The organism is Streptomyces sp. NBC_00459 (assembly GCF_036013955.1).
Taxonomy (GTDB): domain Bacteria; phylum Actinomycetota; class Actinomycetes; order Streptomycetales; family Streptomycetaceae; genus Streptomyces.
Window position 1 is genome coordinate 4,714,270 of the sequence record NZ_CP107903.1, and the last position, 23,616, is coordinate 4,737,885.

The window sequence follows — 23,616 nt, forward strand, 5'->3', positions numbered from 1 at the left end:
ACCTCGGCGACCGTTCCGGGCTCACCGCCAGGAATTGAGTAGGCGGCCACCCGGTGTTCACGGATCATGTGTGTATGGCCGATCAGCTGACGATCAGCACCTTGACCTTGCAGCACAGGATCCCGGACGAATGGGCGGTGGATCCCTGGGCCGAGGTAAGGCCTCTTGTCGACGGCGTGGACGTCATGAACGAGGTCCACCCGGACGGGTATGCACGCAGCTGCCGGGACTGGACGGGCCCGGCCGAGAGCTGGCCGTTGGCGGTCACGGAGAAACCCCGCAGGATCATGATCACCGAGCCGATCTGTACGGCCGGCTGCTGCGGCGCCCTGTATGTCACCATGCGCCGCGAGGGCGACCGGGTGATCTGGGACGCCTGGGAGAACACCAGCGACATGACCGCCGTGCCGAGGGACTTCCACTTCGACAGCGCCCAGTACGAGGCCGAACTCGCGCGGGCCGCCGCGGACCGCAGCTGGGAGGAGCCGGTGGACACCACCGCCCGACTTCTCGACGAAGCCCTGGCGGACAGTGGCTGGTTCGAACGCTGGGGCTGCGTCCTCACGAGTGTCTCGCCACGACGCGCGAAGCCCGGCCTCCCCGCGAAACTCGCAGGGTCCGAGGGCGTCGATGTCCAGTTCCACGAGGACCGAGGACCGGGCGAGCACGCAGATCTGTACGGATACGAGTTGCTCACCGTCCGCGACCAGTCCGCCGAGGAACAGGTACGGCGGTTCACCGACCTGATTCTGGCGGACGATCCACGGAAGACCGCCGACCGAGAACGCTGAGGACCGACTACGGGAAATCACCCGTGAGGACCGCCCCGTCGGTCACCAGGCCATCGGTGACCGGGGCATCGACGACCTAGCCATCCCCTTGGCCAAATGCCTTCACCGTGGCCGGGGCAGGACCGGAGCAGGTGTGGAGTGGGGAGTGGGGAGAGCGCGCATGGAGGTCGCGGCGATCCCTCGCCACGCCTCCTCGGTGCTCTCCGCTGCTCACGCAGGTGCCGGCACCCTGGCTGTCGATCAGGACCGCTTCCTGCTCGCCGCGCCGAGTGACGGCATCCGGGACAGCAACAGGGCACCCCCGGCCGCCACCCCCACCGCTCCCACGGCCAGGAAACCGCCGGTGGACCGCCAGGACAGCACCGACCACCGCGACTGGGCGGAGAACAGCGATCCCGTGCTCAGCCACGACCCGGTTGAGATCAGCGACAGGGCGGAGCCGATCGAGCCGACCGACAGGGCACTTCCGATCGAGCCGATGGACAGGGCCGAACCTACGGACCCCACCGACAGCACCGACCCCACTGAGCCGATCGACAACACGGAGTCCTGAGACCACAACGAAAGCACTGAACCAGAAGAGGTACAACCGATCGACTGTTCGGGCAGCTTTGTCATGAGGTCATGATGCCCGACGGCCGCTCCACCACAGTGGAGTTGCCGCGGGCGCCCGGCGCAGCCCTACGGCGCGGTCCTGCCGATCATCATCGTGCTCGCGTCGGCGGCCGGGTCGGTGACGTTCAGGACGATGCCGGACGGGTGGTCGGCGGCGTAGGCGAGGGGTACGGGTCCGGCGGCGGCGAGCACGGTCAGCAGACCGGCGGCCACGACCAGACCGACCGCTCGCCTCTCACGCGGGGTCGGGGTGGGGTGGGGGGTGGTGGGGGTCATGCGAAGTCCCTGGAGCTGAAGGGATGCTGGATCCCAGCTTTGCTCAAGTGATGCCAAGTTGTTGAGAGTTAAGGCACTCCGGAGGCAAAGGTGGCGTAAATTCACTGGCACCATCGGGCGATTATCGTGGCATTCCATGACATTCACCAGGAGGCCAACCAACCTTTTTCATTTGCCATTTGAACGTGTAACCACCTGACGGGCCAGAGAATCACTACTGGAAAGTAGCCGGCGAACTCCGTGGAGCTTTCTCGCAGCAAGCCCACAGTCGCAAGATGACCTCGATCTCGGGGACTTGACCACTCCATTCGGGAAAGGCACCACCTTGCCCCAGCAACACCCGGGCCGGGGCCTCATCCTCGGTGTCATCGACACCGGGATCGACCCCGGCAACCCCTCCCTCGCCGCCCTTCCGGAGCCCCTCGGCGACGGCACCGACACGGTCGGCTCGACCGTCCTGACCGTCGAGCCGTAACAGCACACGAGCAATCACACGAACAGGCATACAAACAAGGGAGGTTGCTTCCGTCGCTCGCATGCGACGGAAGCAACCCCCCTTGTTTTCGGCCTACTTGACGGTCCGATAGGCCCGATGGATCGTCTGCTTCAGGGTGTTGCCGGCCGTGTCCCTGAGGGTCACGCGCAGGGAGACCGTGCCCGCCTTCGCCGGGTGCCGCAGGTCGAGGCGCTTGCCGTCGACCGCCTTCGCCGGGTGCCAGGTCCGGCCGTCGTCGTACGAGACGGAGAAGGCGAGCTTGCGGGCGGTGCGTGCGGTGGCCGCGCCCTCGACCGTGAACGGGACCGAGAAGCGCGTACCCGCCTTGGCCGTGCTCGCCGCGCTCAGCCTGGGGGTGAAGCGGACCACCGACAGCGGCAGCCGCTGCCCGACGCCGGTGACGTGCGCGGAGGTGAAGGTCCACTCGACGGCGACCCGGGTGCTCACCGAGGAGAGCGAGGTGGGGCGGGAGACGTCCGTGGTGAGGCGGAACGTGCGCTTGGCGGCGGGGAGTTCGTACGAGACGCCGGCCAGGTCGGTGTTCGTGGCGAACACCTGCTCGGCGCCCGCGTACAGGGTGCTCCTGGCCTTGCCGTAGCGGGAGTCACCGACGTGGCCGGCTCCGTCGGAGAACAGCGGAAGGTAGGCCAGGAAGGTGTCGCCGACGCGCACCGCGCCGGGACGGTCCTCGCCGTCCGGCAGCGGGCCCGTGAGGTGCGGGCCGAAGACGCCCGTGTTGAAGCGCTCGGTGTACTGCTTGCCCGCGCTGTACGAACGGGGCTTCGCGGTCCACTGACCGGCGTCCCACACCGGGTCGCCGTACTCGTCCGTGCCGCTGTTCTGCGTGATGGCGTACCGCCACTTCACGCCCGGCAGGACGTATTCGGTGAGGCCGGCCGGCAGGGAGATGTCGGTCGGGGAGAGGTCGAACCAGGGGCCGCCCGGCGTGATCGGCGCGGCGACGAGCCCACCCGTCTTGCCCTTGAGCGGCGATCCGGCGGCGAGCGTGATCTTGGCGAACTGCACGTGCTTCAGGTTCGCGGTGAAGCCCGACAGATCGCCGGTACGGTTCCAGGCCGGCCGGTAGTTCGTACTGCCGTGCGTCCAGGTGCCGTTGTACTGCGCGAACGCCTCGTTCGCGGGCAGCCTGGCGCCGAACTGCCCGACGCGCAGCCTGCTGAAGCTGCCCATGTACGTGGAGATGCTCCGGTACCCGCCGATGTCGACCCCGTAGTTGAGGGTGCTGTCGGTCTCCTTGGCCTTGCTGTCCGGGACGGTGATCCGGATCGGCTCGGCCTTGCGGGCGTCCATGACGAGTCTGGTGTCACGGGTGAGCGAGAACTTCGGGTTCAGGAGGAGGGCCAGGTCACCGGTCCTGGGGGTGGCGCCCGTGTCGATACGGCCTTCGAGGCTGTAACGGCCCTTGGGCAGCCGTACGGTGAACTCGCCGTCCGTGTCGTCCGCGTAGTCGCTCCAGATCCCGCCGTCCAGAGCCTGCACCCCGGTCTCCGAGCGGGCGGCGGGCTTGCCCTGCAGGTCCAGGTGCTTGACGGTCAGGTTGTACGACTCGACCTCGCGCTGTACGCCGATACCGGTCCGTACGGTGGTGCCGGCGCCGTCCGTCGCGGTGACCGAGCCGCCGAAGGCGCCGTCGGCCGTGCCCGCGCTGGTGTCGGCGGTGACCTGGGCGGTCGCGGTGGCGCCCGCCGGGACGGTGAGCTGCTTCGGCGAGACCTCGAACATGCCCTCGGCGGCGGGCTTTCCGTCCTCGCCGTACGCCTCGGTGGTCAGGTCGAGGGTGAGGGGGCGGTCGCCGTCGTTGCGGTAGGTGACGGTCCTGGCGATCGGCCGGTCGTCGGTGTGCGGCCACTGCTGGGCGGCGAAGCCGATGGTGGCGGGCGTAGTGGTGAGCTGCTGGTCGAGGGCGCGGACGATGTCCGTACGGCCCGTGCCCTGCGCGAACGCCGAGACACCGGCGGTGGGTTCGGCGGACGCGGTGAGCGCCGCCTTGATGCGCTCGCCGGTCCAGTCGGGGTGGCGCTGGGCGAGGATCGCGGCTGCGCCCGCGACATGCGGGGTCGCCATCGACGTACCGCTCTTCGAGACGTAGCCGTCGGCGGCCGGGTCGCCCTCCGTGCCCTGGGCGGCCTTCGCGGCGACGATGTCGACGCCGGGGGCGGTGAGGTCGGGCTTGAGGGAACCGTCCGCTGTCGGGCCGCGGCTGGAGAACTCGGCCATCGCGTCGATACGGTCCACCGCGCCCACGGTGAGCGCGGCGGCGGCGCTGCCCGGCGAGCCGATCGTGCCGGCGGCGGGGCCCTCGTTGCCTGCGGCGATCACGAAGAGGGCGCCGGAGGAGGCGGACAGCTCGTCCACCGCCTGTTCGACGGGATCGTCACCCGGGCTGTCGGGACCGCCCAGGCTCAGGTTGACCACCTTGGCGCCCTGCGCGACGGCCCACTGCGCACCGGCGATGACAGCGGACTCCTCGCCGTCGCCGCTGTCGTCGAGTACCTTGCCGCTGATCAGCCGGGCGCCCGGGGCGACCCCCTTGTACTTCCCCCCGGAGTGCGCGCCGGAGCCCGCGACCGTCGAGGCGACATGCGTGCCGTGGCCCACCCGGTCGACCGTGTCCGCCGCGTCGGAGAAGTTCTTCGCCGCGTCGATACGGCCCTTCAGGTCCGGGTGCGTGCCGTCGACCCCGGTGTCCAGTACTGCGACCTTGACGCCCGTCCCGTCGTACCCGGCCGCCCAGGCCTCGGGGGCGCCGATCTGGGCGGTGCTCCTGTCGAGGGCTGCCTCGACCTTCCCGTCCAGCCAGATCTTCTCGACCCGGTCGGCGGCGGCCGACCTCTCCCGGGCCGTCCCCCCGCTGCCGGTGAGCGTCTCCCACAGCCCGGCGCCCTCCGACTTACGGGCCTTCAGCGCGTCCCCGTTGACGCTGGGCAGGTCCCGGCTCACCCGGGCCCCGGCGGCGGACAGCGCGCTCGGCGCGAGGGTGCGGCCCTCGGCGTACGTCACGATCAGCGGGAGGTCGGGGCGCGCCGCGTCGTCGTACCCCCACTCGACCAGCTGCGTCACGTCGAACAGCCGCCGGTCGGCGGTGCCGTTCGCGAGGAGCCGCTCGGCGTCACGCGGGACGACGTAGGTACGGTCGGCGTTCCGCGCTATTCGGAACGTGGTGCCTTCCCGGCCCTTGCCGGGCCGCACGCCGGTGACCTGTCCGGTGGCGTCCAGGGTGACCCGGTCGCCGGTGACGAGGGTTACGGTCCTGGCCTTGCCAAGGGTGGGGGCCGTGCCGGCCGTACCGCTGCCGGACTGCGCGGCCCCGGATTCCGGGGCGCCGAGCAGAGCGGCGGTAAGGGCGGCGGCGGTGAGCACGGCGAGAGCCGAAGCCTCACCCGCTCGCCTCTTTCGGTGATTCAAGGCATGCCTTTCTCTCCGGACCTTCGGGCATGGCAAAGCAGCCCGGCGGACGGGACAAAGAAACAAAGGAGGGAAAAGAGGCGCCCCTTTGAGGAAAGGGGCGCGGGGCGTGCGGTCTCAGACGAGCCGCTTACGGCCCCAGAAGAAGAGGAACGCCACGACACCGGCCGTCAGGGCGAACAGGATCGAGGCCCCGAGCCACTGCATGCCGTTCATCTGCGAGATCGGCAGATAGTCCACGGACCAGCCCACGACACCCTCCTTCTTCAGGCACAGCTCACGCGCCTGATCCGTAGGCCCGTTCGCACAGGTGCTCCAGCCAAGGAGATCCCCGCTGCTGGTGAGGTACGACTCGTCGATCTGGTACGCGGCGTGGGGCAGGTCCGGGAACGAGTTCTCGGCGGTGACGCCCTTGTTCGTCGTGATCGTGACGACATCGCCGAGCGACAGCCGGAGGTAGTCCCAGACGAGCTGGACCGCGACGGCGAAACCGAAGGTGACCACCATGGCCATCAGCGTGCGGCGCAGCACCACGCCGATCGCCACGCCGCCGACGACGGTGAAGAGGGTGAGGGCGACGGGCACGGGTCCCGTGACGTCGAAGGCGGAGCCGGAAGTCCACTCCAGGACCGTGTTCTCGTCCTTGACCGGGTTCCACCACCAGCCGAACGCCACCGACAGCGCCACCGTGCTCACCACGACCACCAGCGTGGTCACGCCGAGCTTGGTGGCCAGCCAGCGGGTCCGGCTCGCCGACTGGGCGGCGACCAGCTTGGCGGTGCCGTTCTCCAGGTCGCCGGCGAGCAGCGGAGCGCCGAGGAAGACACCGAGCAGGACGGGTATGAACCCCAGACCGCCGGAGACGAAGGTGAAGGCGCTGCGGTACGGCTCGAACTCCGGGCCCACTTCTTCGAGGCTGTTGGTGGGCCAGCCGTAGCCGGTGAGGAAGTCCATCATCTGGTTGCGCTGGAAGACGATCCACGCCACGGAGAGCGCGGTGGCGGCGAGGATGGTCCAGAACGCGGCCCGGTGCTGGCGCCAGACCAGCCAGTTCATACCGCTGAGGCGGGGGCGCCGGGTGGCCTCCGTGGTGGTCGCGTTCATGGTGCCGTTCCTGCCGTCGGTCGTGCTGCCCGTCGAGGTCGAGGCGTTGGTGAAGGTGCTCATGCCGCCACCGTCCCGGTGCCGAACGCCTGGCCCTGGACCTGGGCGGTGGGTGTGATCAGCGGCGGAGCGTCGGGGGAGCGGAGATACGCGAGCAGGAGTTCCTCCATGTTCGGGGCGTTGGTCTCCCAGGGGCCGGTGACCGGGCCCTCGGGGCGGATGAGCGCGGTGAACTGCCGCCCGCTGGTCCGGGACTCGACGAGGGTGTGGTGCCCGAGGGCGGCGGGCATGCCCTCCCCCTCCCTGGCCCCGGTGACCAGGGTGTGCACGGACATCAGCTCGTCCACGTCACCGGCGAGGCGCACTCCGCCCCCGGAGACGACGACCAGGTAGTCGCACACGTTCTCCAGTTCGGCGAGGACGTGGGTGGACATCAGCACGGTGGTGCCGCGTTCGGCGGCCTCGGCGAGGAGGGTGCCCATGATCTCGTGGCGCACGACCGGGTCGAGGTCCGACATCGGCTCGTCGAGCAGCAGCAGGTCGGGGCGCTTGCCGAAGGCGAGGGCGATGGCGACGCGGGTGCGCTGACCGCCGGAGAGGGTGCTGATCTTCGCGTCGAAGGGCACGTTGCCCGCGCGGATGACGTCCTCGGCGGCACGCTGGTCCCAGCCGGGGTTCAGCTCCCGGCCCAGACGCAGGGTCTCCGCCACGGTGAAGCGGCGGAACAGGGGCTTCTCCTGGGCGAGGAACGCGGTGCGCCGGCCGGACTCCGCCGAGCCGGGTGCCTCACCGAACAGGCTGATCGAGCCGTTCGTCGGCTCCAGGACATGGGCCGCGATGCTCAGCAGTGTGGTCTTGCCCGCCCCGTTGGGTCCCACCAGCCCGCAGATCCGTCCCGCCGGGAGCCGGAAGGAACAGTCCCGCAGCGCCCAGCCCCGCCGGTAACGCATCCCCAGCCCGTACGCCTCAAGCGCCGGTTCCCCCGCGTACATACCGTCACTCACCTGTGCTCCTAGTTGTCGTGGCCCCCGTGGACCCCGTCGTCGTGAACCCCGTGGTCACGGCCCCCGTGGCCGCCGTCGCCGCCGCGTTCCCGGCGGCGTACTGCTTCTCCATCGCCGACGTGACCAGCGCGGCCACGTCCTCCTGCTCAAGACCGGCCCCGGCCGCCTTCGCCATCCACGCCACCAGCTCCGCGTACAGCGGTGAGTCGGTGCCTGCCGACGGGCGGGCCAGCGTGCGGCGTACGAAGGTGCCCTGGCCCGGTCGCGGTTCGACCAGGCCCTCGCGCTCCAGCTCGCGGTACGCCTTGAGGGTGGTGTTCGGGTTGACCGTGCTGGTCTCGGCGACTTCCTTGGCGGTGGGCAGCCGGTCGCCCGGCACCAGGACGCCCAGGCGCATGGCCTGCTTGGTCTGCTGCACGATCTGCTGGAAGGCGGGGACCCCGCTCCGCCTGTCGATGCGGTACTCCACGATCACCACCACCTCCATCATCATTCCACTACTTGATTAGTGGAATGATGATGGAGGGGTGCGAGGGCGGTTGTCAACGCCGAACCGGAGAGCGGGGAGGGCGGGGGCCGGGTTGTCCGAAGTGACCGGAGGGGCTTCTTGGACAACGTTTCGGTGGTCAGCCTGGGTCCAGGCCTCGCAAACGGCCGCCCGAACGACCGCCCGACAGGAAGTGCCTCCGGCGTGAACCAAGATCTTTCTGTACCCGAGCACCCCTCCGTCCTCGTGGTCGAGGACGAGTCCGGCACCTCCGACATGCTGGTCATGGCGCTGCGCTTCCTCGGCTTCGACGCGCACCTCGTGCCGGCCGGCGCCGAGACGATCCAGGAGGTCCGCCGCCGGAAGCCCGACGCCGTACTGCTGGACCTGGCGCTCCCCCACCTGAACGGCACCGAGGTCTGCGGGAAGCTCCGCGCCGCGGGCATCGACACCCCGGTGATCTTCCTCAGCGCCCGTACGGCGGTCGAGGACAAGTGCCACGCCCTGGCCGTGGGCGGCGACGACTACGTCACCAAGCCCTTCGACCTCACCGAGGTCAGCGCCCGCATCCGGGCCCTGATCCGGCGGGCCCGAGGCGCTGTCCGCCCCGCCCCAGCGGCTCCTCGCCGACTGTGCGCGGCCGGCGTCGAGCTGGACGAGTGCACCCACGAGGTGTGGCGGCACGGCACGGCCGTACCGCTGTCGGCGACGGAGTTCGCGCTGCTGAAGGTGCTCCTGGAGAACGCCGGCCAGGTCATCTCCAAGGCACACATCCTGGACACGGTCTGGAACTACGGCTTCCAGGGCGAGTCGGGCGTGGTCGAGACATACGTCTACTACCTGCGGCGCAAGCTGGGCGACTCGGGCCAGTCGCTGATCCGTACGGTGCGCGGCGCGGGGTACATCGTGCACGCGGACCCGGTGGGGACGTGACGGGCGTGGCACGCGTATCGCATGTATCGCACGCATCCCGGTAGAGCGGAAAAGGGGTTCGCCGACCGCTGTACGCGGTCGGCGAACCCCTTCTGCCTGCACTCGGCCAGGTTCGTCTAGCCGATGTCGAGCCGGATGGTGTCGCCGTTCTTGTGACCGTTCGCCGGGACAACGCGCTGCTCCCAGCGCCAGCCCGTGCTGGGCTTGCGGTGGTGGAACTCGACGGACCGGCCGGCCAGCCACCACCAGCCCTCGGCCGTGGTGCAGCCCTTCGGCGGGATCTCCCAGAACCGGGAGCCGACCCAGTCACCGTGCTGGTTCTCGCCGACGAAGTAGAACTTGACCGTCTCGGTCGACGCGCTGCAGACCCGCAGCTGGACGAACTTGCCGCCGTCCGCCGAGGCCGTCGCGGGCATCGCCAGAGCACCGACGACAGTGGCCCCGGCGAGAACCGCCATCGTGACCTTCCGCTTGATTCCGTTCATGGAACTGCCACCATTTCTGTTTCGATTTCTGCTTCTGTCGCGAGCCGGGCATGCCTGCTCGGGCATGCCCGGCCGAAAGGGAAGGGGAAATGCGGGGTGCGGAGGAGAAATACGGAGGAGAGAACTCCGGACGAGGAGAGAACTCCGGACGTGGAATTCAGTGGCCGCAGTGCTCGTTGCGTTCCTGCTGGGTCATCGGCGCGTCCTTGAAGTTGGCGTAACCGCCGTTCGACTTGCCGACGTCCCAGCCCGACTCGGTGTAGTTGTTGACGTACCAGTCGAAGTGGCCCCAGTGGCGGTTCTTGTACTGGATCTCGTACCAGCCGGTGGCCTTCCGCTTGGGCGTGCCCCGCTCCACCCAGCCCTTGAAGCCGGCGGGGACACTCGTCCCGAACTCGACCTTGTCCATGTGGCTGCGTTCCCACGTGCGGTTGTAGCTCGTCTCCAGGCCGACCTCGAAGACCTTGGCGAACCCGGCGGTGGCGGTGATCGTGAGGCCTACGGAGTCCGAGGATCCGACCGTTTCCTCACCACCGACCGTGAGGGTGTTCGCGTTCGTCGCGCAGTTGTAGACGGTCGGTCCGAGGTGGTGGCTGGGGCCGGTGTACTCCTGGAAGCTCTGCGGGTGGAACACGCAGAGGCTGGTGCTGACACCGCAGGTCGCCAGCAGTTCCTTCGGGGTGGGATTGTCGGCGGCACTGGCCGCCGGTGACGCGAGCAGAGTGGCGCCGACCGCGAGAGCGGCGACCGCCCCGGCGGTACGGGGCAGGCCCTTCTTGGACACGAGCCTGCGGGGTGAGATTGCCATTGCTCATTTCCTTCCGGAGAGCGGGTGCCTGTGGAAGTCCCACCGGCTGCGCCCATTCCACAGGCGCGGCCGGTTCGGTTGATCAACGCGCGATCAGAAGGCGGCCCAGAGTTTCCTGGGGGATTCATCAGAGCCGGATCAGAGGCCCGCGCGCCCGCCCGGGAAATGCGGTCGCCGTCGGACTGCCGGACCGTTCCGCGTCGATGGTCGCGATGCGAGGGAGATAGCCTGACCGTCTTTTCGAGACAGTGACGGACGGGGAACAAGACATGTCCAGCAGGAGACGTCTGGCATTGGCCGGATTCACGATGATCCTCATGGCCGGGCTCGGCGCGTGCGGAAGCGGCGACGGCTCACAGGACGACGACCCGTGGACCGCCGACGACGGCACCACCAGCAGCCAGTACGACGACGCCGGCGGCGCCGACGTCCAGGAGACGGCGCCGGTGCCAGTGCCGGTGACGCCCACCGTCCGCGGTCGCCGCAACGCCGTCCGTCACGTCACCGCCAAGACGGCCAGGGCCACCCGCCCGCACCTCGTCAAGAAGTGCACGTCGGCGACCAGGCAGGTCAAGCACACGGAGCGGACGGGCAGGGGCACCGCGAAGAAGACGCGCACCTGGTACACCACAGAGCACTACCAGAAGTGCTCGAAGGTCCGCAGCGGCACCGAGACGTACACGCGTGTGGTCCGCCAGGAACGCTGGTGCGTGAGCCTGGACGACGTGGACGGCGACGCCAAGCGGGACGCCGTCTGGTACCAGGTCACGAGGGTGACCTACGACGAGGCCGCCGCCACGGACCGGCTCGCCCCCATGAAGTTCACGCCGGAGGCCATCGGCTGCGACCAGTGACGTCCCGTTCCCCCAATTAGACAGTGAGTCAAGTTACTCAACCGTAACCTCCCGACTGCTACCCGAAGTAACCGACCAGTAGGTACGGTCCTGGCGAACCGCCCGGTAAGGAGAGACCACCCCTCGGCCTCTCCCCGGGTTCTTCATCGCTTCCTTCCTGCCCCACGCCCCACAGGAGGTTCGCCATGCCCGCACGCAGACGGCTCCTGGCCGCAGCGGTCACCGCTGCGACTTGTCTCGGCGCCCAGGCACTCTCGTACACAACAGCCACGGCATCCGACGCCTCCTCGACGGAGACTGTCGTGTCCCGAGGCGTGCAGATCCCCACGTTCTACACGCCACCAGCCACTCTCCCCACCGCCAACGGCGCGTTGATCCGCACCGAGCCCCTTCCCCTCGCCGTCTCCCTCCCCACCCTCGACGGTCCCTTCCCGGGCCGGGCGACCCGCCTGATGTACAAGTCCACGGACTCGAACGGCGCCCCGGTCGCGGTCACCGGCGCGTACATCGAACCGACGGCGACCTGGAAGGGAGGCGGCCCGCGCCCGTTGGTCGCGGTGGCCCCGGGCACGATGGGCCAGGGCGACCAGTGCGCCGCGTCCCTCGGCCTGGAGAACCCCCTGTCGTTCAACGGCCGTACGGTGTCCGTCGGTTACGAGGACGTGGCGATCTACCGCCTCCTGGCGACCGGCGCCGCGGTGGTCGTCACGGACTACGCCGGTCTGGGCGCGACGGACCGCCTCCACACGTACGTCAACCGCCTCGACGAGGCCCACGCCGTACTGGACGCGGTACGCGCCGCCCGTTCCCTCCCCGACACGTCGATCACATCGGCCTCCCGGGTGGGCCTGTTCGGCTACAGCCAGGGCGGCGGAGCAACGGCGGCGGCAGCGGAGCTCCAGTCCTCCTACGCACCCGACATCACCCTCGCGGGCACCTACTCGGGTGCCCCACCGGCCGACCTGACCGCGGTCACGAAGGCGATCGACGGCAGCGAACTGGCCGGCGCGCTGGCCTGGTCGCTCAACGGCTTCCTCCAGTCGGACCCCACGCTGAAGCCGATAGCCGAGGCCCACCTGAACGCGGCGGGCAAGGCGGCGCTGACCGACCTGTCGACGATGTGCGTGGGGGACGCCCTGTTCGGCTACGGCTACGCGAAGAGCACGAAGTGGACGACGGACGGCAAGTCCATCTCCGACATCATCGCGTCCACCCCGGCCCTCCAGACGTTCCTGAACAGCCAGCGCATAGGCACGTCGAAACCATCGGGCCCGATCCGCATAGCAACAGGCACCAGCGACAACCTGGTTCCCCACGCCCAGGCCCGCCGCCTGGCCGCGGACTGGTGCGAGAAGGGCGCGAACATCACGTACAGGCCGGTGATCCTGCCGAACGTGATCAGCCCGCTCCTGAACCACTTCACCCCACTCCTCACGGACCAGGGCAGCGCGGTGAACTGGCTCACGGACCGCCTGTCGGGAAAGCCGGCCACATCGAACTGCGGGGTGTTGCCGATCCTGCCGTGAGCGGGTGAGCAACTGCCGTACGCGGTGACAGCGAGGCCGACCAGGGGCTACGACCCCACCGGTCGGCCTCGCTGTCGCCGCCACGACGGATCACGCCCCGCGAGCCCCAACGCCTGCTCGAACAGGGGCGCGTCGGCCGGCACCGGCACTTCGGGCCCGAACACGCCGTACCGTCTGGCCGTCTCCGCCTTGCCGGCGATGTCCTCGTACAGCGCTGCGGCAAGCTCGTCATCCACGTCGACGGCGACCTGCTGCCCGGTGGCGACGGCAAGATCCCACCCGTGGACAAGCCACTCCCCGAGCAGGATTCCCCCCACGAAGCGGGCGGGCATGGATCCGCTCCCGGCCCCGGTGAGCGCGGTCTCACCCGCCCAGGCGTCGGGCTCACTCCAGACGAGGGCGGTGGCCGCCGACCGGGAGGCGTACGCGTCGGCCCACCCGGCGACTCCGGTGAAGTCGAACCCGTCGACGAACCGATCCTCGTGCGGTGCCTGCTTGAGTCCGGCGGCATGTCCTCGTACGCCGGTCCAGTGGGCCAGGTGACCGACGAGCGCGCGGACGTTCAACTCGGTGCAGGGGGTGGGCGATTCGAGGTCATCGTCCCGAATGCCCCGCACGATGTCGACGGCCACCGCCGAGGCCCGAACCATCAGAGACCGAGGTTCCACGTCATCCCTTCCCACCTTCATGCTTCCTGACTTCCTGACTTCTTCACTTCCGCATCCCAGGGGGCCAAGGTAGACAGGGGACCGATGACGAGTCTTGAACAAACGCGACGTGAGCACCGGGGGGCCCGTCGGCGGGCCATCCTCGACCCGCACACGGCAGCCGAACGCTTCCGCCTGACCACCGAACCGCCCCCGGAGGACCTGGCGAGGTTCCTGGACGGCTACTGGATCCTCCACTGGAACCTGACCGAGCCACACCACCAACAGGTCCTCACCCACCCGATGGTCCACCTCACCTTCGTCACCGGCGGCGAGGCCCAGATCACGGGCATCGTCAGCAACACGTTCACCCGAGAGATCTCAGGCACCGGCCGCGCACTGGGCCTACGCTTCCGCCCCGGCGGCTTCCGCCCGTTCCTCAACTCCCCGGTGTCCACACTCACCGACCGAGTCATCGACGTGGAAGACCTCTTCGGCGAGACGGCACGAACAGCGGCCAACACGGTCATCACCGAGCCGGACGTCCCCACGGCACTGGAACTGGCTGCCACGTTCCTGCGCACCTTCGCCCCGGATCCCGCCGCGACGGCACCCTCCGTGTACCGAGACATCGAGGTGGCGACAACCCTGGTCGACACCATCACCACGGACCCTTCGCTCCTCCGGGTCTCCCAACTCGCCACCCTCGCCGACATGAGCACCCGCCAACTCCAGCGCCTCTTCGCGGAATACGTCGGCATCGGCCCCAAATGGGTCATCCGCCGCACCCGAATCCAGGAGGCCGCGTCCCGGGCGGCCACGACTCCCCAGGACTGGTCGGCCCTGGCCACCGAACTCGGGTACTCCGACCAGGCCCACTTCACGCGGGACTTCACGGGGGCGGTAGGGGTTTCACCGGCTCAGTACGCGAGTTGGGCTCGGCGGGGGGAGCGGGAGGACGGCTCTTGTCAGAACCGTCCGTAGGTTCACCGCGCCGATCAACCTCCCGTCCCCCGAGATGGCCGACGGGACCGGCTGCACGGCGCTACCAGGCGGGGCTCGGATCCCGGCGGTCGCTCGGGGTCTGCTCAGGCAGGTCGGAGCCTCGATCCGTCCTGAGCAGGTAGGCCGGGTCGCAGGCGGAGATGTTCACGCGCCGATCCGCCTGCCACACGCCAGGCCACGACCTGGTCGATGCCACCATCGCGAGGCAGCTCGCTCCGTTCACCACGCAGACCCGCGAAATCACAGGACAAGTGCGCCCCGGCTCCTCGACCATGGGCCGATGACCACGAGACCGGACCTTCTCAGTCTGAGCATCGCGTGCCCTCCACCCGACGAGGGCTGCGTGGAGGTCCGCCCGATCGTCAACGGCCGGGATCTTCTGGCCGAGATGGTTCCCGGTGGCGTGGGAGGCTCCCGGTACGTGGGAGCAGGCCCCAGGTATCTGCTGGGCCAGGACGGGCCGTTGCATGCCACGGCGACGCCCCACGAGGTTCGTCTCGCCCGGTCCGGGTGCGGCGTGGAGGAGTGCTGTGGCGCGCTGTACATGACGGTCACGCGTAGCGGGAACCATGTTGTCTGGACGGGCTGGCGCGACCCGGCCAATCAGGACTTCGACCTGCCGGAGCTTCGGTTCACCACAGGTCAGTACGAGGCCGAGGTCCTGCGAGCCGACGAGGACCGCGGTTGGGAGTGGCCGGCAGGAGCGGTTGCGCGACTGCTCGAGGCGGGGCTGAGGGGACGCGCGGACTGGCTCGTCAGATGGGACTGCGAGTTGGAAGGCGTCTGGGCCTCCCACAAGGAACCCGATCGAATCCACGTCGTCCTTTGGCATCCCCGTGACCGGACCGACGCAGATCTGCCCTGGCTCCAGTTCGGGATGACCCTCCCGATCTCCGCGGACGCCCCAGCGGTCCAGGCCGAGCGCCTCGAAGCGCGGCTGACCGCAGGCGATCCCCGTGCCACCGCCGAGATCTGGGGAGGTTCGCACGATGCCGAGCAACTGGGCTATCCATGGCCGCCGATCGACCTGCTGTCCATGGAACGGCAGGGAGAGGCGTGATGTCGGGCCTGCCGCTCGGTGGTGACAGGCCGGCTCGCGGCAACGAGCGCGAGCTCAAACGGACGGCGTGACCGGGGACCGGACGCCAAGCCACTGCTCGGCGCCGTAGTCCTCGAACCGCTCCACCTCGGTGAATCCCAACTTCGCCGCGAGGCGCATCGAGCGGTCGTTGGCGGTCTGGGGGGTGAGCACGACTGGCTCGCCGGGAAGCGTGTCGGCGAACCAGTCGAGTGCCGCTGCGCATGCCTCGGTGGCGTACCCGTATCCCCACACCTGGGGCAGGAACATGTAGCCGAGCTCGGCCTCCCCGCCTTCCGGGCGGACGTGCCCCGGACGCTCTGGGTCGCGCCGATCGAGCGTGACGATGCCGATCATCGCTCCGTCGAGCTCGACCACAAAAAAGCCAGGGCGTTGCCCGGGCACCTCAGGCACCGCGCGCTCCAGCTCATCGCGCGGTCGAGGGCCACCGATGTAGGTGCCCACCTCTGGCGAGGCGAACAGCTCGATCAGCGCCGCACGGTCCCGGGCCTCGGACTCGCGGAGTACGAGCCGCCCGGTCCTGATCGGGGCAGGTGGCCAGGCGACCGGTCCAAGTTCAACCACGGCGGGCAAACTACCGCGCGCCCGCCGGGCAGGAGCCTCAGCTTGTCTTCTCAGCCTTCTGACCTCTGTGCGCTTGGGTGTGCGGGTGTCTCTTCGGCAGGGCGCGGTATCTGGTCACGCGGAAGGGGAGAGCTGTTCGCGCACCCATCCGGGATCGGGGTTGGTGTGTGGCCGGCCCGCCACGACGACGGTCGGCACGGTCTCGTTGCCGTCGTTGGCCGCTCTCACCGCTGCGGCTCCTGCCGGGTCGCGCCAGATGTCGACCCAGTGCAACTGGCGGGCGCCGCGGCCCAGCCGGATGCGCAGCCGTATGCAGTACTTGCAGCCCGGCCGCCAGAAGACGACCGGTCGGCCGTCGACCGCGCTGCGGCGTTGTGCCTCCTGCGCGCCGATCGACCTCGGGAAGATCAGGGGCGAGTTCACACCGGCGAGCACCAGGAACGCCAGCAGGAGTGCCACGGCTGCGCCGGGGCTCCCCTTGACGATCTGCCCGGTCGCGACGGCTGAGCCGCTGAGCACAAGCAGCATCGGCAGGATCCAAGCGCGCATCATGGTGATGCAGGCTACCGACGAGTCGAGACGCTCCTCGAACCAGGCCGCTCGCCTGGGCGTTCGCCGGACGCTGGGGCGCCCTTCGTCTGAGCATTTGTGCTCCGACCAAGGGTGCAGAACCGGCCGGATTCGAACCGGCGTCCTCGCGATTTTGGAGACCGCGCGCGACGACCTCTGCGCTACGGCTCCGCCCCGTCCGCCATGCTAAGGACTCCCGCTGCTGCCGAGGTAGCACACGTACCCGTTCGCCACTCGGGCCCGATCCGCATACGCGATCTTCCAAGCTCCGAGCCAGTGGCGGCCAGTCGCGCCCCGTAGCCTCAGCCTGTGTCGACGGAACAAAGACCAGCGAGTGCTCTTCGGCTGAACCTTCAGCTGAACTGGGAACTGGTGGGCCATGGTTGGGCAACGTGCCACCTGGACGATGGATCTCAGACGGCATCGGTGACCGCCAGTTACTGCACTGACGCGTTGGCGGACCTCGTAGCAGGCACGGGAGAGTTGTACGGGCAGCATCGCTCAGTCCGGTTCTTCTTCGACGCCGAGCCCCAGGAGCTTCGCTGGGTGCTCCGCACCACGGATGACGCGATCAAGGTGACCATCCACGAGTTCCCCGACATCGACGTCAGCCTCGACCGTCCGGACTCCGACGGCACGGTGATCTGGCAGTCGGCCCATCCGCGTTCGGCGTTGGCGCACGCTGTCTGGAACGCCGCCGACACTGTGCTCAGGGAGCATGGCGAGGCCGGATATCGCGCCAGGTGGGCGATGCATCCGTACCCTGTCGGGCTGGTCCAGGACCTCCGCAGACTGCACGTGCGCGACGACGTCTGCGACCTGCCACACGACCGGCCATGCCCGTAGGCGGTACGCGTGACCGTCTCGGTTTCCGTCTCGTTCAGACCTGTTCGTCGCCATCGCTCAGGCGCCCCAGTTCTCGGCATGTTCCCAAAGACAGTCGGCGAGTTCAGGGCCGCTACGAAAGGCCGATCGTGGCACCGAGTTCTTCCATCACTTCGCGGCGTCGAGCCGAGTCAGTCGGCCAGACGACGGCAGGCGCGACACCTGTCGTGCGCGCCTGCCGCATGGCGGTCTCTCAGCCCTGCGGTGCGACGCGGATACGGTTCCCGTCAGGATCGGCTGCGAGGAAGGTCAGCCCGAACCCCGCGTCGTAAGGCTCGCGCAGGATCGTGACCCCCTTGGAACTCCACTGCTCGAAGGTCGCGTTGAGGACGTCGGGTCCACCGTCGAGTGCCAGGCACACCTCACTGGTGCGCGGGACGTCCGGTGACAGATCCTCCAACTGGCCGGACCACAGACCGAGGTCAGCGCCCGGCCCGAGGTCGAAGGTGATGTATCCCGGAGTCTCGAACGAGGGGCTCATGCCGAGGAGGTCGCCGTAGAAACGAGCTGCGGCGGGAGCGTCGTTCACGTAGATGATGGACACGACGGATGTGGTCATGGTTGTCCTACCTTTCAAGGGTGGTTGCTCTGGTCATTCGTAAGATCGGAGGGCCCAGGGGCTCTGGGTATGGCTGTCATGCGGGAGACCTCTCGATGGCTTAAGGAACTTGGCCGCCCGGAGCCCCGCGACGACTCGACCGCCAATTGGGAGATGCGACTCCGATCGCTGCTGTAGGACAACGTCGGCGAGGTCGTCTGCGGGATTGATCTACGACGAGCTGGCGGAGGGGAACGTGCCCGAGATCTGGGCCGGAGCGGACATCGGCAAGACGCATCACCACTGCGTGGTGATCAACGCGGAGGGCAAGCGCCTGCTGTCCCGCCGAGTCGCGAACGACGAGAGTGAGCTTCTCGCCCTGATCGGCGACGTCCTGGAGATATCCCGGGACGTGCTGTGGGCTGTCGACCTCAACCACGGTGGTGCCGCACTGCTGATCGGCCTGCTGGTCAGCCACGGTCAGCCGGTCGCCTACCTCACCGGCCTGGCGGTCCACCGTGCCTCGGCCGCCTACCGGGGCGAGGGTAAGACGGATGCGAAGGACGCCTTCGTCATCGCCGACCAGGCCCGCGTCCGCCGCGACCTCGGCCTCCTGCGGCCCGGCGACGAGATCGCCGTCGACCTGCGCACCCTGACCACCCGCCGCCTGGACACGGTCTTCGACCGGACTCGGCAGATCAACCGACTCAGGGCCCAACTGCTGGAAATCTTCCCTGCGTTGGAGCGGGCCCTGGAGCTGACGAACCGGGGACCGGTGATGCTGCTGACCGGCTTCCAGACCCCGGCTGCGATCCGTCGGGCGGGAGCGAGCCGGATCGAGACGTGGCTGAAGAACCGCAAGGTCCGCGGCGCCGCTGCACTGGCGAAGACGGCCGTGGAGGCCGCCCGGGCCCAGCAGACCGCGCTGCCCGGCGAGAAGCTGGCCGCCGCCATGGTGGTCCGCCTCGCGAAGGGGGTGATGGCCCTTGATGAGGAGATCGCCGAACTCGACGCCCTGATCGAGGCCCGGTTTCGCGAGCATCCGCACGCCGAGGTGATCCGCAGCCTGCCCGGCATGGGCACGAAACTCGCGGCCGAGTTCATCGCCGCCACCGGTGGCGACATGGACGCCTTCGGCAGCCCTGACCGCCTGGCCGGCTTCGCCGGCCTGGCCCCCAGGCCACGCGACTCCGGCCGCATCAGCGGCAACCTGCGCCGCCCCCGGCGCTACCACCGCGGTCTGCTGCGAACCATGTACCTGTCGGCCATGGTGAGCCTTCAGTGCTGCCCTGTCTCGAAGGCGTTCTACGACCGGAAGCGGAGCGAGGGGAAGGGACACAAGCAGGCCCTGCTGGCTCTCGCACGCCGACGCCTCAACGTCCTGTGGGCGATGATCCGTGACGGAGAGTGCTTTCATGTTTCACCTCCCGTCACGGGAGTGGCTTGACAACACGATTGGGAAGTTCCTTCTCACAGGTGGTAGGTACGCATCCGCCAGCCTGACCGGGATATGCGCCGCATCCTGTCGCAATTCGCTGAGAAAATTGGTGGGTGACCCCAGACCGCTTCTTCACCCTGATGCTGCTCCTCGAATCGCGGGACGCCGTGACCACACAGGAACTCGCCTCAGCGCTCGGGGTGTCCCTTCGAACCATCACCCGGGACCTGAACTGGCTCCGCGACGCCGGTCTGCCGGTGACCGCACACCGGGGCCGCCTCGGAGGCGTGACCATGCTGCCCGGAGCCGGGCTCGACCTCGCGCGACTCACACCGGGCGAGCTCGATCATCTGTCGCTCACCGGGCTGGACGAGAAGCAACGTGCGGAGCTCGACGCATCGGCCGAAAGCCGGCGCGCGCTCTCCAAGATCGCCGCCGCGCAGCCACGACGAGTTCATGAGCTCGTGCCACTCACCGACGTGGTGCACGTGGACAGCCGTCCCTGGCGTCAGGCACGAGCTTCCGGCACGACTCCGGCTTCGCTGATCGGCGCGGTGCGGCGAGGTCGCCGGCTACGGATCGAGTACGACAGCACACGCGAGTCATGCCCACGCGACCTGGTCGTGGATCCCTACGGGCTGCTCGCCAAGGCCGGCGTCTGGTACCTCGTCGCCGACCGTGCCCGAGTGCCACGGATGTACCGACTCGAACGGATCACGACGTGGAAAGAGGTCGACCAGCCACGACGGATCCGCGAGAGCCAGACCCTGGCCACCGTCGCCGCAGCGCTCATTGATCAGTGGGAGCACAACCACGCGATAGAGGTCAGCGCCACCATCGACCGGACCCAGATCGAGCGAGCGCAACGGATCTTCGGCCTACGACTCGTCCGGGACGACCATCAAGAGTCCGCCACCGGCCACAGGGTGACGATCCGCTTCCCGCATCTGGAGGACGTGCGAGCACTACTGCCGTTCGGCAGCACCATCACCGTGCACGGCCCCACCGAAGCCAGGGCGCACCTCCGCGACCTCGCCACCGCTCTTGCCCACCACTATGCGCCGTCACCAACCTCCTGACCCGCAGCAACTAGCCCTTGGCCGCGAGCAGTTGCAGCTCCCGGAACTGCCGCTTGTCGGTGGGCTTCGGCTCGCACAGCACCCGGGCGATCTCGCGTACGCCGACATCACGCAGCAGCCCCGCCAGGCAGTCGGGCGACCAGCGATAGGCAGTCATCACCGAGTGGTCGAAGGACTGCGTGGGAATCGCGGCGTCGTCGGTGGCGAAGCAGCTGATCAGCAGGTGACCGCCCGGGGCCAGGACCCGGGCGAACTCCGCGACCACGGTGGGGAGGTCCTGCGGTGGGACGTGGATGATCGAGGATCGCGAAAGCACCCCGCCCAGCGCACCGTCCGCGATGTCGAGTGCCGTCATCGAGCCCACCTCGAACCGCAGCTCCGGGTTGGCCCCCCGGGCCAGCCCGATCATCGCGGGCGACGCGTCGACACCGAAGGCACGCAGTCCCAACCCCCTTAGGTGAGCGGTGATATGCCCCGGACCGCAGCCCAGATCCGCGACCTCGCCTTCACCACCGGCGCGCACCGACTCGGCGAACGCGGCGAGCAGCGCACGCTCCAGCGGCCTGTCGCGCAGAGTGTCGGCGAAGCTCTGTGCGTAGCGCGTTGCGACGGCGTCGTAGGCGTCGCGGGTGGCGGGGAGGGAGTCCAGTTCGACCATTCCGGGAATGTAGAGGGTGCCACTGACACGGGCAGCGCCCGGAGCGACGCGACTCGCATCGTGGTCAGGCAAGGCTGCGAGCCGCCCCCGGTCGCCGATGTCATTTCCCGTCCCGTTCGGTCCCGTCCCGTTCGGCGCCGTTCATGCCGGGTGACGAGAGGTCGGCTGTCAACTCTCCGGCGCCGATCACGCACCTGCTGCCACGCCGCCCGAAACGACTGCGAGTCGGCTGCCTGACCCGTATGGTTTCCGCCATGTTCGAGACGATCCGTTGGCGCTGTCACGTACACGCGAACGACCGCCGCGCCGCCGAGCGGGTGGTCGGGCGTCTTGCGGCTCGGCTGGATCGTCCCGTCGAGATCGAGAGCTATGAGCGGTACTGCAAGTTCCCCGAGCTCGCCGTGTTGCGACTGGTCTCTCCGCTCGGGTGCCCCGCTCCTGAGCATGCGCTGCTGGCCGTCCTGGAGAGCGCGTGGAAGATCGCGACGCCATGGAGCCTCGGCAGTCAAGGACCGGGCAACCACCACGAGTTCGAGGGAATCGCGGCCGCCAACATCGGGGCGCACTTCAGCGTCCCGGGCATCGAGTGGATGGAGTTCCACGTCACCGATCGGTCCTGACGAAGTCACCGCGGCGGCACCTGATCCGGGCCGACGCAGCAGCATTCGGCGCTTGCCGACCCCTGTGGCCCTCATGCTGCGCGGTCGGGATCATGACGCATTGACAGCGTGACAGAGACCGGGACCGACCACGTGAAGGTGCACTTCCGCCTGGAGGTCGAGGATGGCGGCGGCGCCACTCCGTCTCCTTGGTCAGGATGGCCACGCCTCCAAGAGCTCTGCCGGGCCGTACTCGGCGTCGAGTCCCGTGCAGTCGGTCCCGCTCCGCGAAACCGCGACCACGGGAATCGCTTCGGGCGTGAGCAATGCGCGGTGGCGCAGGAGCGCCGACAGGTCGTGGCGCTCGAAGGGGGCGTTCTCCAGCCACTTCACCGAGCCGACGAACAGCAGCTCCTTGGCGATGGGGGCTCGGTCGGCTCCGACGATGTCGATCTCCACATCGTTGGTACGGGTCCAGTAGGCGCCGATCGCAGGCGCGGCCGGCAGGTGCGCGTCCGGTAGCAGGCGTGCCAGGGCCTCGCGTACGAGGGGCTCTACGGCGCGGCCACGCCAGCTGGTCCAGTTCTCGCGGATCCTGCTCAGCGTCAGATCGCCCCGGCCCCGCTCGATCTCCTCCATCGCCGGTCCGAGGAATCGCAGCCAGAAGCGGAGATACGGGTCCGCGACCCGGTAGCGCCGATCCTTGGAAGGGCCTGTGGACACAGGGAGTTCAGCCGCGATCACCCTCTTCTCCGTGAGGGCCCCCATCGAGCGCTGGAGCGGGGTCGACCCGATGCCACCGGCCGCGCGGGCGATGTTGCTGAAGGTCCGTTCTCCACTCCCGATCGCCGACAGCACCGCACGCGCCTGCGTCTGCTGCGGGAACTCGGCGGCGAGCGACCGCTCCGCCGAGACCAGCAGGGCGGACACCGGATCGTTCAGCACAGCCGACAGGAAGTCCCACATTCCAGCGCCGTGCGGCCATTCCGCGCAGATCAGTGGGAGCCCGCCCGTGATCAGTGCCGCGTCGAACGCCTCGGCGGGTTCGAGGCCCAACATTTCGCCCACTTCAGCCGGGCTGAGGGGACCGAGCACCATCTCCCGTCCGCGCTGGTGGAAGGGGCGGCCATAGCTGTTCAGGGCTTCCATCATGGAGAGATCGGAGCCGATGAGGATGAGCAGAACCGGCCGACGCTCGAGAACTCTGTCCCACGCCCGCTGCAACGTGCCCTCGAAAGCCCCTTCCCCGTCCATCAGATACGGCACTTCGTCCATGACCACAACGCTCGCCCGGTCGGAGGGCAGGACTGCCGCGAGTACGTCGAAGGCGTCGTCCCAGCTCGCAGGACGGGCCGAGGCCAGCAGGCCGGCCAGCGGGAGGGTCGACACCTGCGCGTCGCGGCCGAGTCGCTGGAGATCGGCCTCCGACGACGCTCCCGTGGCCGCGTAGAAGAGAAAGGGCGCGCCGGACCGCTCGGCGAACCGCTCGACCAGACGCGACTTCCCCACGCGTCGGCGCCCCCGCAGCATCAGACACCGCCCGGGGCGCTCCCCGCCGACACCGGCCGACACTTTGCCGAGCTCCCGGCTCAACGTCTCAAGCTCTCGCGTCCTGCCTACGAAATCACCCATGTCGTTGCCCTCCACTCGTCCGCCACAGCCCGAGACAGGATAACTAACATCGATGTTACAAACATCAATGTTAGTAACATCGATGTTAGCTCGAAAG

The 23,616-nt window shown here is 68.8% G+C and carries 25 protein-coding genes and 1 tRNA gene; 11 read left to right on the forward strand and 15 right to left on the reverse strand.

Annotated elements, in window-relative coordinates; translation table 11 throughout:
- The first annotated feature begins 74 nt into the window (after nucleotides 1-74).
- The gene (locus OHN74_RS20580; protein ID WP_327696026.1) at nucleotides 75-791 is read left to right on the forward strand and encodes a hypothetical protein; all 717 of its coding nucleotides are present in this window, start codon (nucleotides 75-77) and stop codon (nucleotides 789-791) included.
- 240 nt (nucleotides 792-1,031) lie between these two features.
- Here OHN74_RS20580 and OHN74_RS20585 read toward each other — a convergent pair whose 3' ends face one another.
- Together OHN74_RS20585 and OHN74_RS20590 are read right to left on the reverse strand one after the other, a co-directional pair.
- The gene (locus tag OHN74_RS20585) at nucleotides 1,032-1,409 is read right to left on the reverse strand and encodes a hypothetical protein (protein WP_327696027.1); all 378 of its coding nucleotides are present in this window, start codon (nucleotides 1,407-1,409) and stop codon (nucleotides 1,032-1,034) included.
- A 63-nt stretch (nucleotides 1,410-1,472) separates the two neighbouring features.
- Nucleotides 1,473-1,682 carry a hypothetical protein gene (locus tag OHN74_RS20590; RefSeq protein WP_327696028.1) on the reverse strand — a complete coding sequence of 70 codons (210 nt, stop codon included), beginning with the start codon at nucleotides 1,680-1,682 and terminating at the stop codon, nucleotides 1,473-1,475.
- 325 nt (nucleotides 1,683-2,007) lie between these two features.
- Between OHN74_RS20590 and OHN74_RS20595 the strand changes: the two genes are divergently transcribed.
- Nucleotides 2,008-2,157: a hypothetical protein gene (locus tag OHN74_RS20595; RefSeq protein ID WP_327696029.1), complete on the forward strand. Its 150-nt coding sequence runs from the start codon at nucleotides 2,008-2,010 to the stop codon at nucleotides 2,155-2,157.
- Between the two features lie 93 nt (nucleotides 2,158-2,250).
- Here OHN74_RS20595 and OHN74_RS20600 read toward each other — a convergent pair whose 3' ends face one another.
- The 4 genes from OHN74_RS20600 to OHN74_RS20615 all read right to left on the reverse strand — a co-directional run bounded on the left by OHN74_RS20600 (nucleotide 2,251) and on the right by OHN74_RS20615 (nucleotide 8,205).
- On the reverse strand, nucleotides 2,251-5,559 hold the full coding sequence (locus OHN74_RS20600; protein ID WP_327696030.1) for a S8 family peptidase: 3,309 nt from the start codon (nucleotides 5,557-5,559) through the stop codon (nucleotides 2,251-2,253).
- Nucleotides 5,560-5,721: 162 nt separating this feature from the next.
- Complete coding sequence (locus OHN74_RS20605) at nucleotides 5,722-6,771, reverse strand: ABC transporter (RefSeq protein WP_327696031.1); 1,050 nt, start codon at nucleotides 6,769-6,771, stop codon at nucleotides 5,722-5,724.
- Nucleotides 6,768-7,700, reverse strand: coding sequence for an ABC transporter ATP-binding protein (locus tag OHN74_RS20610; RefSeq protein ID WP_327700203.1), 933 nt, complete (start codon nucleotides 7,698-7,700; stop codon nucleotides 6,768-6,770). The genes OHN74_RS20605 and OHN74_RS20610 overlap by 4 nt, the downstream gene beginning before the upstream one ends.
- A gap of 4 nt (nucleotides 7,701-7,704) precedes the next feature.
- The gene (locus tag OHN74_RS20615) at nucleotides 7,705-8,205 is read right to left on the reverse strand and encodes a GntR family transcriptional regulator (protein WP_327696032.1); all 501 of its coding nucleotides are present in this window, start codon (nucleotides 8,203-8,205) and stop codon (nucleotides 7,705-7,707) included.
- Nucleotides 8,206-8,403: 198 nt separating this feature from the next.
- On the opposite strand from OHN74_RS20615, the gene OHN74_RS20620 reads away from it, so the two are divergent.
- Nucleotides 8,404-9,132 carry a response regulator transcription factor gene (locus tag OHN74_RS20620; protein WP_327696033.1) on the forward strand — a complete coding sequence of 243 codons (729 nt, stop codon included), beginning with the start codon at nucleotides 8,404-8,406 and terminating at the stop codon, nucleotides 9,130-9,132.
- Between the two features lie 116 nt (nucleotides 9,133-9,248).
- Here OHN74_RS20620 and OHN74_RS20625 read toward each other — a convergent pair whose 3' ends face one another.
- Together OHN74_RS20625 and OHN74_RS20630 are read right to left on the reverse strand one after the other, a co-directional pair.
- Nucleotides 9,249-9,617: a hypothetical protein gene (locus OHN74_RS20625; protein WP_327696034.1), complete on the reverse strand. Its 369-nt coding sequence runs from the start codon at nucleotides 9,615-9,617 to the stop codon at nucleotides 9,249-9,251.
- A gap of 157 nt (nucleotides 9,618-9,774) precedes the next feature.
- Complete coding sequence (locus OHN74_RS20630) at nucleotides 9,775-10,425, reverse strand: hypothetical protein (RefSeq protein WP_327696035.1); 651 nt, start codon at nucleotides 10,423-10,425, stop codon at nucleotides 9,775-9,777.
- Nucleotides 10,426-10,694: 269 nt separating this feature from the next.
- Here OHN74_RS20630 and OHN74_RS20635 point away from each other — a divergent pair, with 269 nt between their 5' ends.
- Both OHN74_RS20635 and OHN74_RS20640 read left to right on the forward strand, forming a co-directional pair.
- Nucleotides 10,695-11,279, forward strand: coding sequence for a hypothetical protein (locus tag OHN74_RS20635; RefSeq protein WP_327696036.1), 585 nt, complete (start codon nucleotides 10,695-10,697; stop codon nucleotides 11,277-11,279).
- 185 nt (nucleotides 11,280-11,464) lie between these two features.
- Nucleotides 11,465-12,805, forward strand: a complete 1,341-nt coding sequence (locus OHN74_RS20640) for an alpha/beta fold hydrolase (protein WP_327696037.1) — start codon at nucleotides 11,465-11,467, stop codon at nucleotides 12,803-12,805.
- 47 nt (nucleotides 12,806-12,852) lie between these two features.
- Here the strand turns inward: OHN74_RS20640 and OHN74_RS20645 are convergent, their stop codons facing one another.
- Nucleotides 12,853-13,473 carry a TIGR03086 family metal-binding protein gene (locus tag OHN74_RS20645; RefSeq protein WP_327696038.1) on the reverse strand — a complete coding sequence of 207 codons (621 nt, stop codon included), beginning with the start codon at nucleotides 13,471-13,473 and terminating at the stop codon, nucleotides 12,853-12,855.
- A gap of 84 nt (nucleotides 13,474-13,557) precedes the next feature.
- On the opposite strand from OHN74_RS20645, the gene OHN74_RS20650 reads away from it, so the two are divergent.
- Together OHN74_RS20650 and OHN74_RS20655 are read left to right on the forward strand one after the other, a co-directional pair.
- Complete coding sequence (locus OHN74_RS20650) at nucleotides 13,558-14,436, forward strand: helix-turn-helix transcriptional regulator (RefSeq protein ID WP_327696039.1); 879 nt, start codon at nucleotides 13,558-13,560, stop codon at nucleotides 14,434-14,436.
- Between the two features lie 301 nt (nucleotides 14,437-14,737).
- A complete protein-coding gene (locus OHN74_RS20655) occupies nucleotides 14,738-15,517 on the forward strand; it encodes a hypothetical protein (RefSeq protein WP_327696040.1) in 780 nt (259 codons plus the stop codon).
- A gap of 54 nt (nucleotides 15,518-15,571) precedes the next feature.
- Here OHN74_RS20655 and OHN74_RS20660 read toward each other — a convergent pair whose 3' ends face one another.
- From OHN74_RS20660 to OHN74_RS20670, 3 genes are all read right to left on the reverse strand, one after another.
- Nucleotides 15,572-16,120 carry a GNAT family N-acetyltransferase gene (locus OHN74_RS20660; protein ID WP_327696041.1) on the reverse strand — a complete coding sequence of 183 codons (549 nt, stop codon included), beginning with the start codon at nucleotides 16,118-16,120 and terminating at the stop codon, nucleotides 15,572-15,574.
- A gap of 114 nt (nucleotides 16,121-16,234) precedes the next feature.
- Nucleotides 16,235-16,672: a glutaredoxin domain-containing protein gene (locus tag OHN74_RS20665; protein WP_327696042.1), complete on the reverse strand. Its 438-nt coding sequence runs from the start codon at nucleotides 16,670-16,672 to the stop codon at nucleotides 16,235-16,237.
- A gap of 114 nt (nucleotides 16,673-16,786) precedes the next feature.
- Nucleotides 16,787-16,861 (reverse strand) — tRNA-Trp (locus tag OHN74_RS20670).
- 282 nt (nucleotides 16,862-17,143) lie between these two features.
- On the opposite strand from OHN74_RS20670, the gene OHN74_RS20675 reads away from it, so the two are divergent.
- Nucleotides 17,144-17,536, forward strand: a complete 393-nt coding sequence (locus tag OHN74_RS20675) for a hypothetical protein (RefSeq protein WP_327696043.1) — start codon at nucleotides 17,144-17,146, stop codon at nucleotides 17,534-17,536.
- 232 nt (nucleotides 17,537-17,768) lie between these two features.
- Here the strand turns inward: OHN74_RS20675 and OHN74_RS20680 are convergent, their stop codons facing one another.
- Nucleotides 17,769-18,134, reverse strand: coding sequence for a VOC family protein (locus tag OHN74_RS20680; protein ID WP_327696044.1), 366 nt, complete (start codon nucleotides 18,132-18,134; stop codon nucleotides 17,769-17,771).
- A gap of 235 nt (nucleotides 18,135-18,369) precedes the next feature.
- Here OHN74_RS20680 and OHN74_RS20685 point away from each other — a divergent pair, with 235 nt between their 5' ends.
- Nucleotides 18,370-19,560 (forward strand): IS110 family transposase, encoded by a 1,191-nt coding sequence (locus tag OHN74_RS20685; RefSeq protein ID WP_327700204.1) that lies wholly within the window; start codon nucleotides 18,370-18,372, stop codon nucleotides 19,558-19,560.
- A 104-nt stretch (nucleotides 19,561-19,664) separates the two neighbouring features.
- Nucleotides 19,665-20,630, forward strand: a complete 966-nt coding sequence (locus OHN74_RS20690; RefSeq protein WP_327696045.1) for a helix-turn-helix transcriptional regulator — start codon at nucleotides 19,665-19,667, stop codon at nucleotides 20,628-20,630.
- 10 nt (nucleotides 20,631-20,640) lie between these two features.
- Here the strand turns inward: OHN74_RS20690 and OHN74_RS20695 are convergent, their stop codons facing one another.
- Complete coding sequence (locus OHN74_RS20695; protein WP_327696046.1) at nucleotides 20,641-21,288, reverse strand: class I SAM-dependent methyltransferase; 648 nt, start codon at nucleotides 21,286-21,288, stop codon at nucleotides 20,641-20,643.
- A gap of 254 nt (nucleotides 21,289-21,542) precedes the next feature.
- Here OHN74_RS20695 and OHN74_RS20700 point away from each other — a divergent pair, with 254 nt between their 5' ends.
- On the forward strand, nucleotides 21,543-21,908 hold the full coding sequence (locus OHN74_RS20700; protein ID WP_327696047.1) for a hypothetical protein: 366 nt from the start codon (nucleotides 21,543-21,545) through the stop codon (nucleotides 21,906-21,908).
- A gap of 192 nt (nucleotides 21,909-22,100) precedes the next feature.
- On the opposite strand, the gene OHN74_RS20705 is transcribed toward OHN74_RS20700, so the two are convergent.
- Nucleotides 22,101-23,519, reverse strand: coding sequence for an ATP-binding protein (locus OHN74_RS20705; RefSeq protein ID WP_327696048.1), 1,419 nt, complete (start codon nucleotides 23,517-23,519; stop codon nucleotides 22,101-22,103).
- Nucleotides 23,520-23,616: the final 97 nt, after the last annotated feature.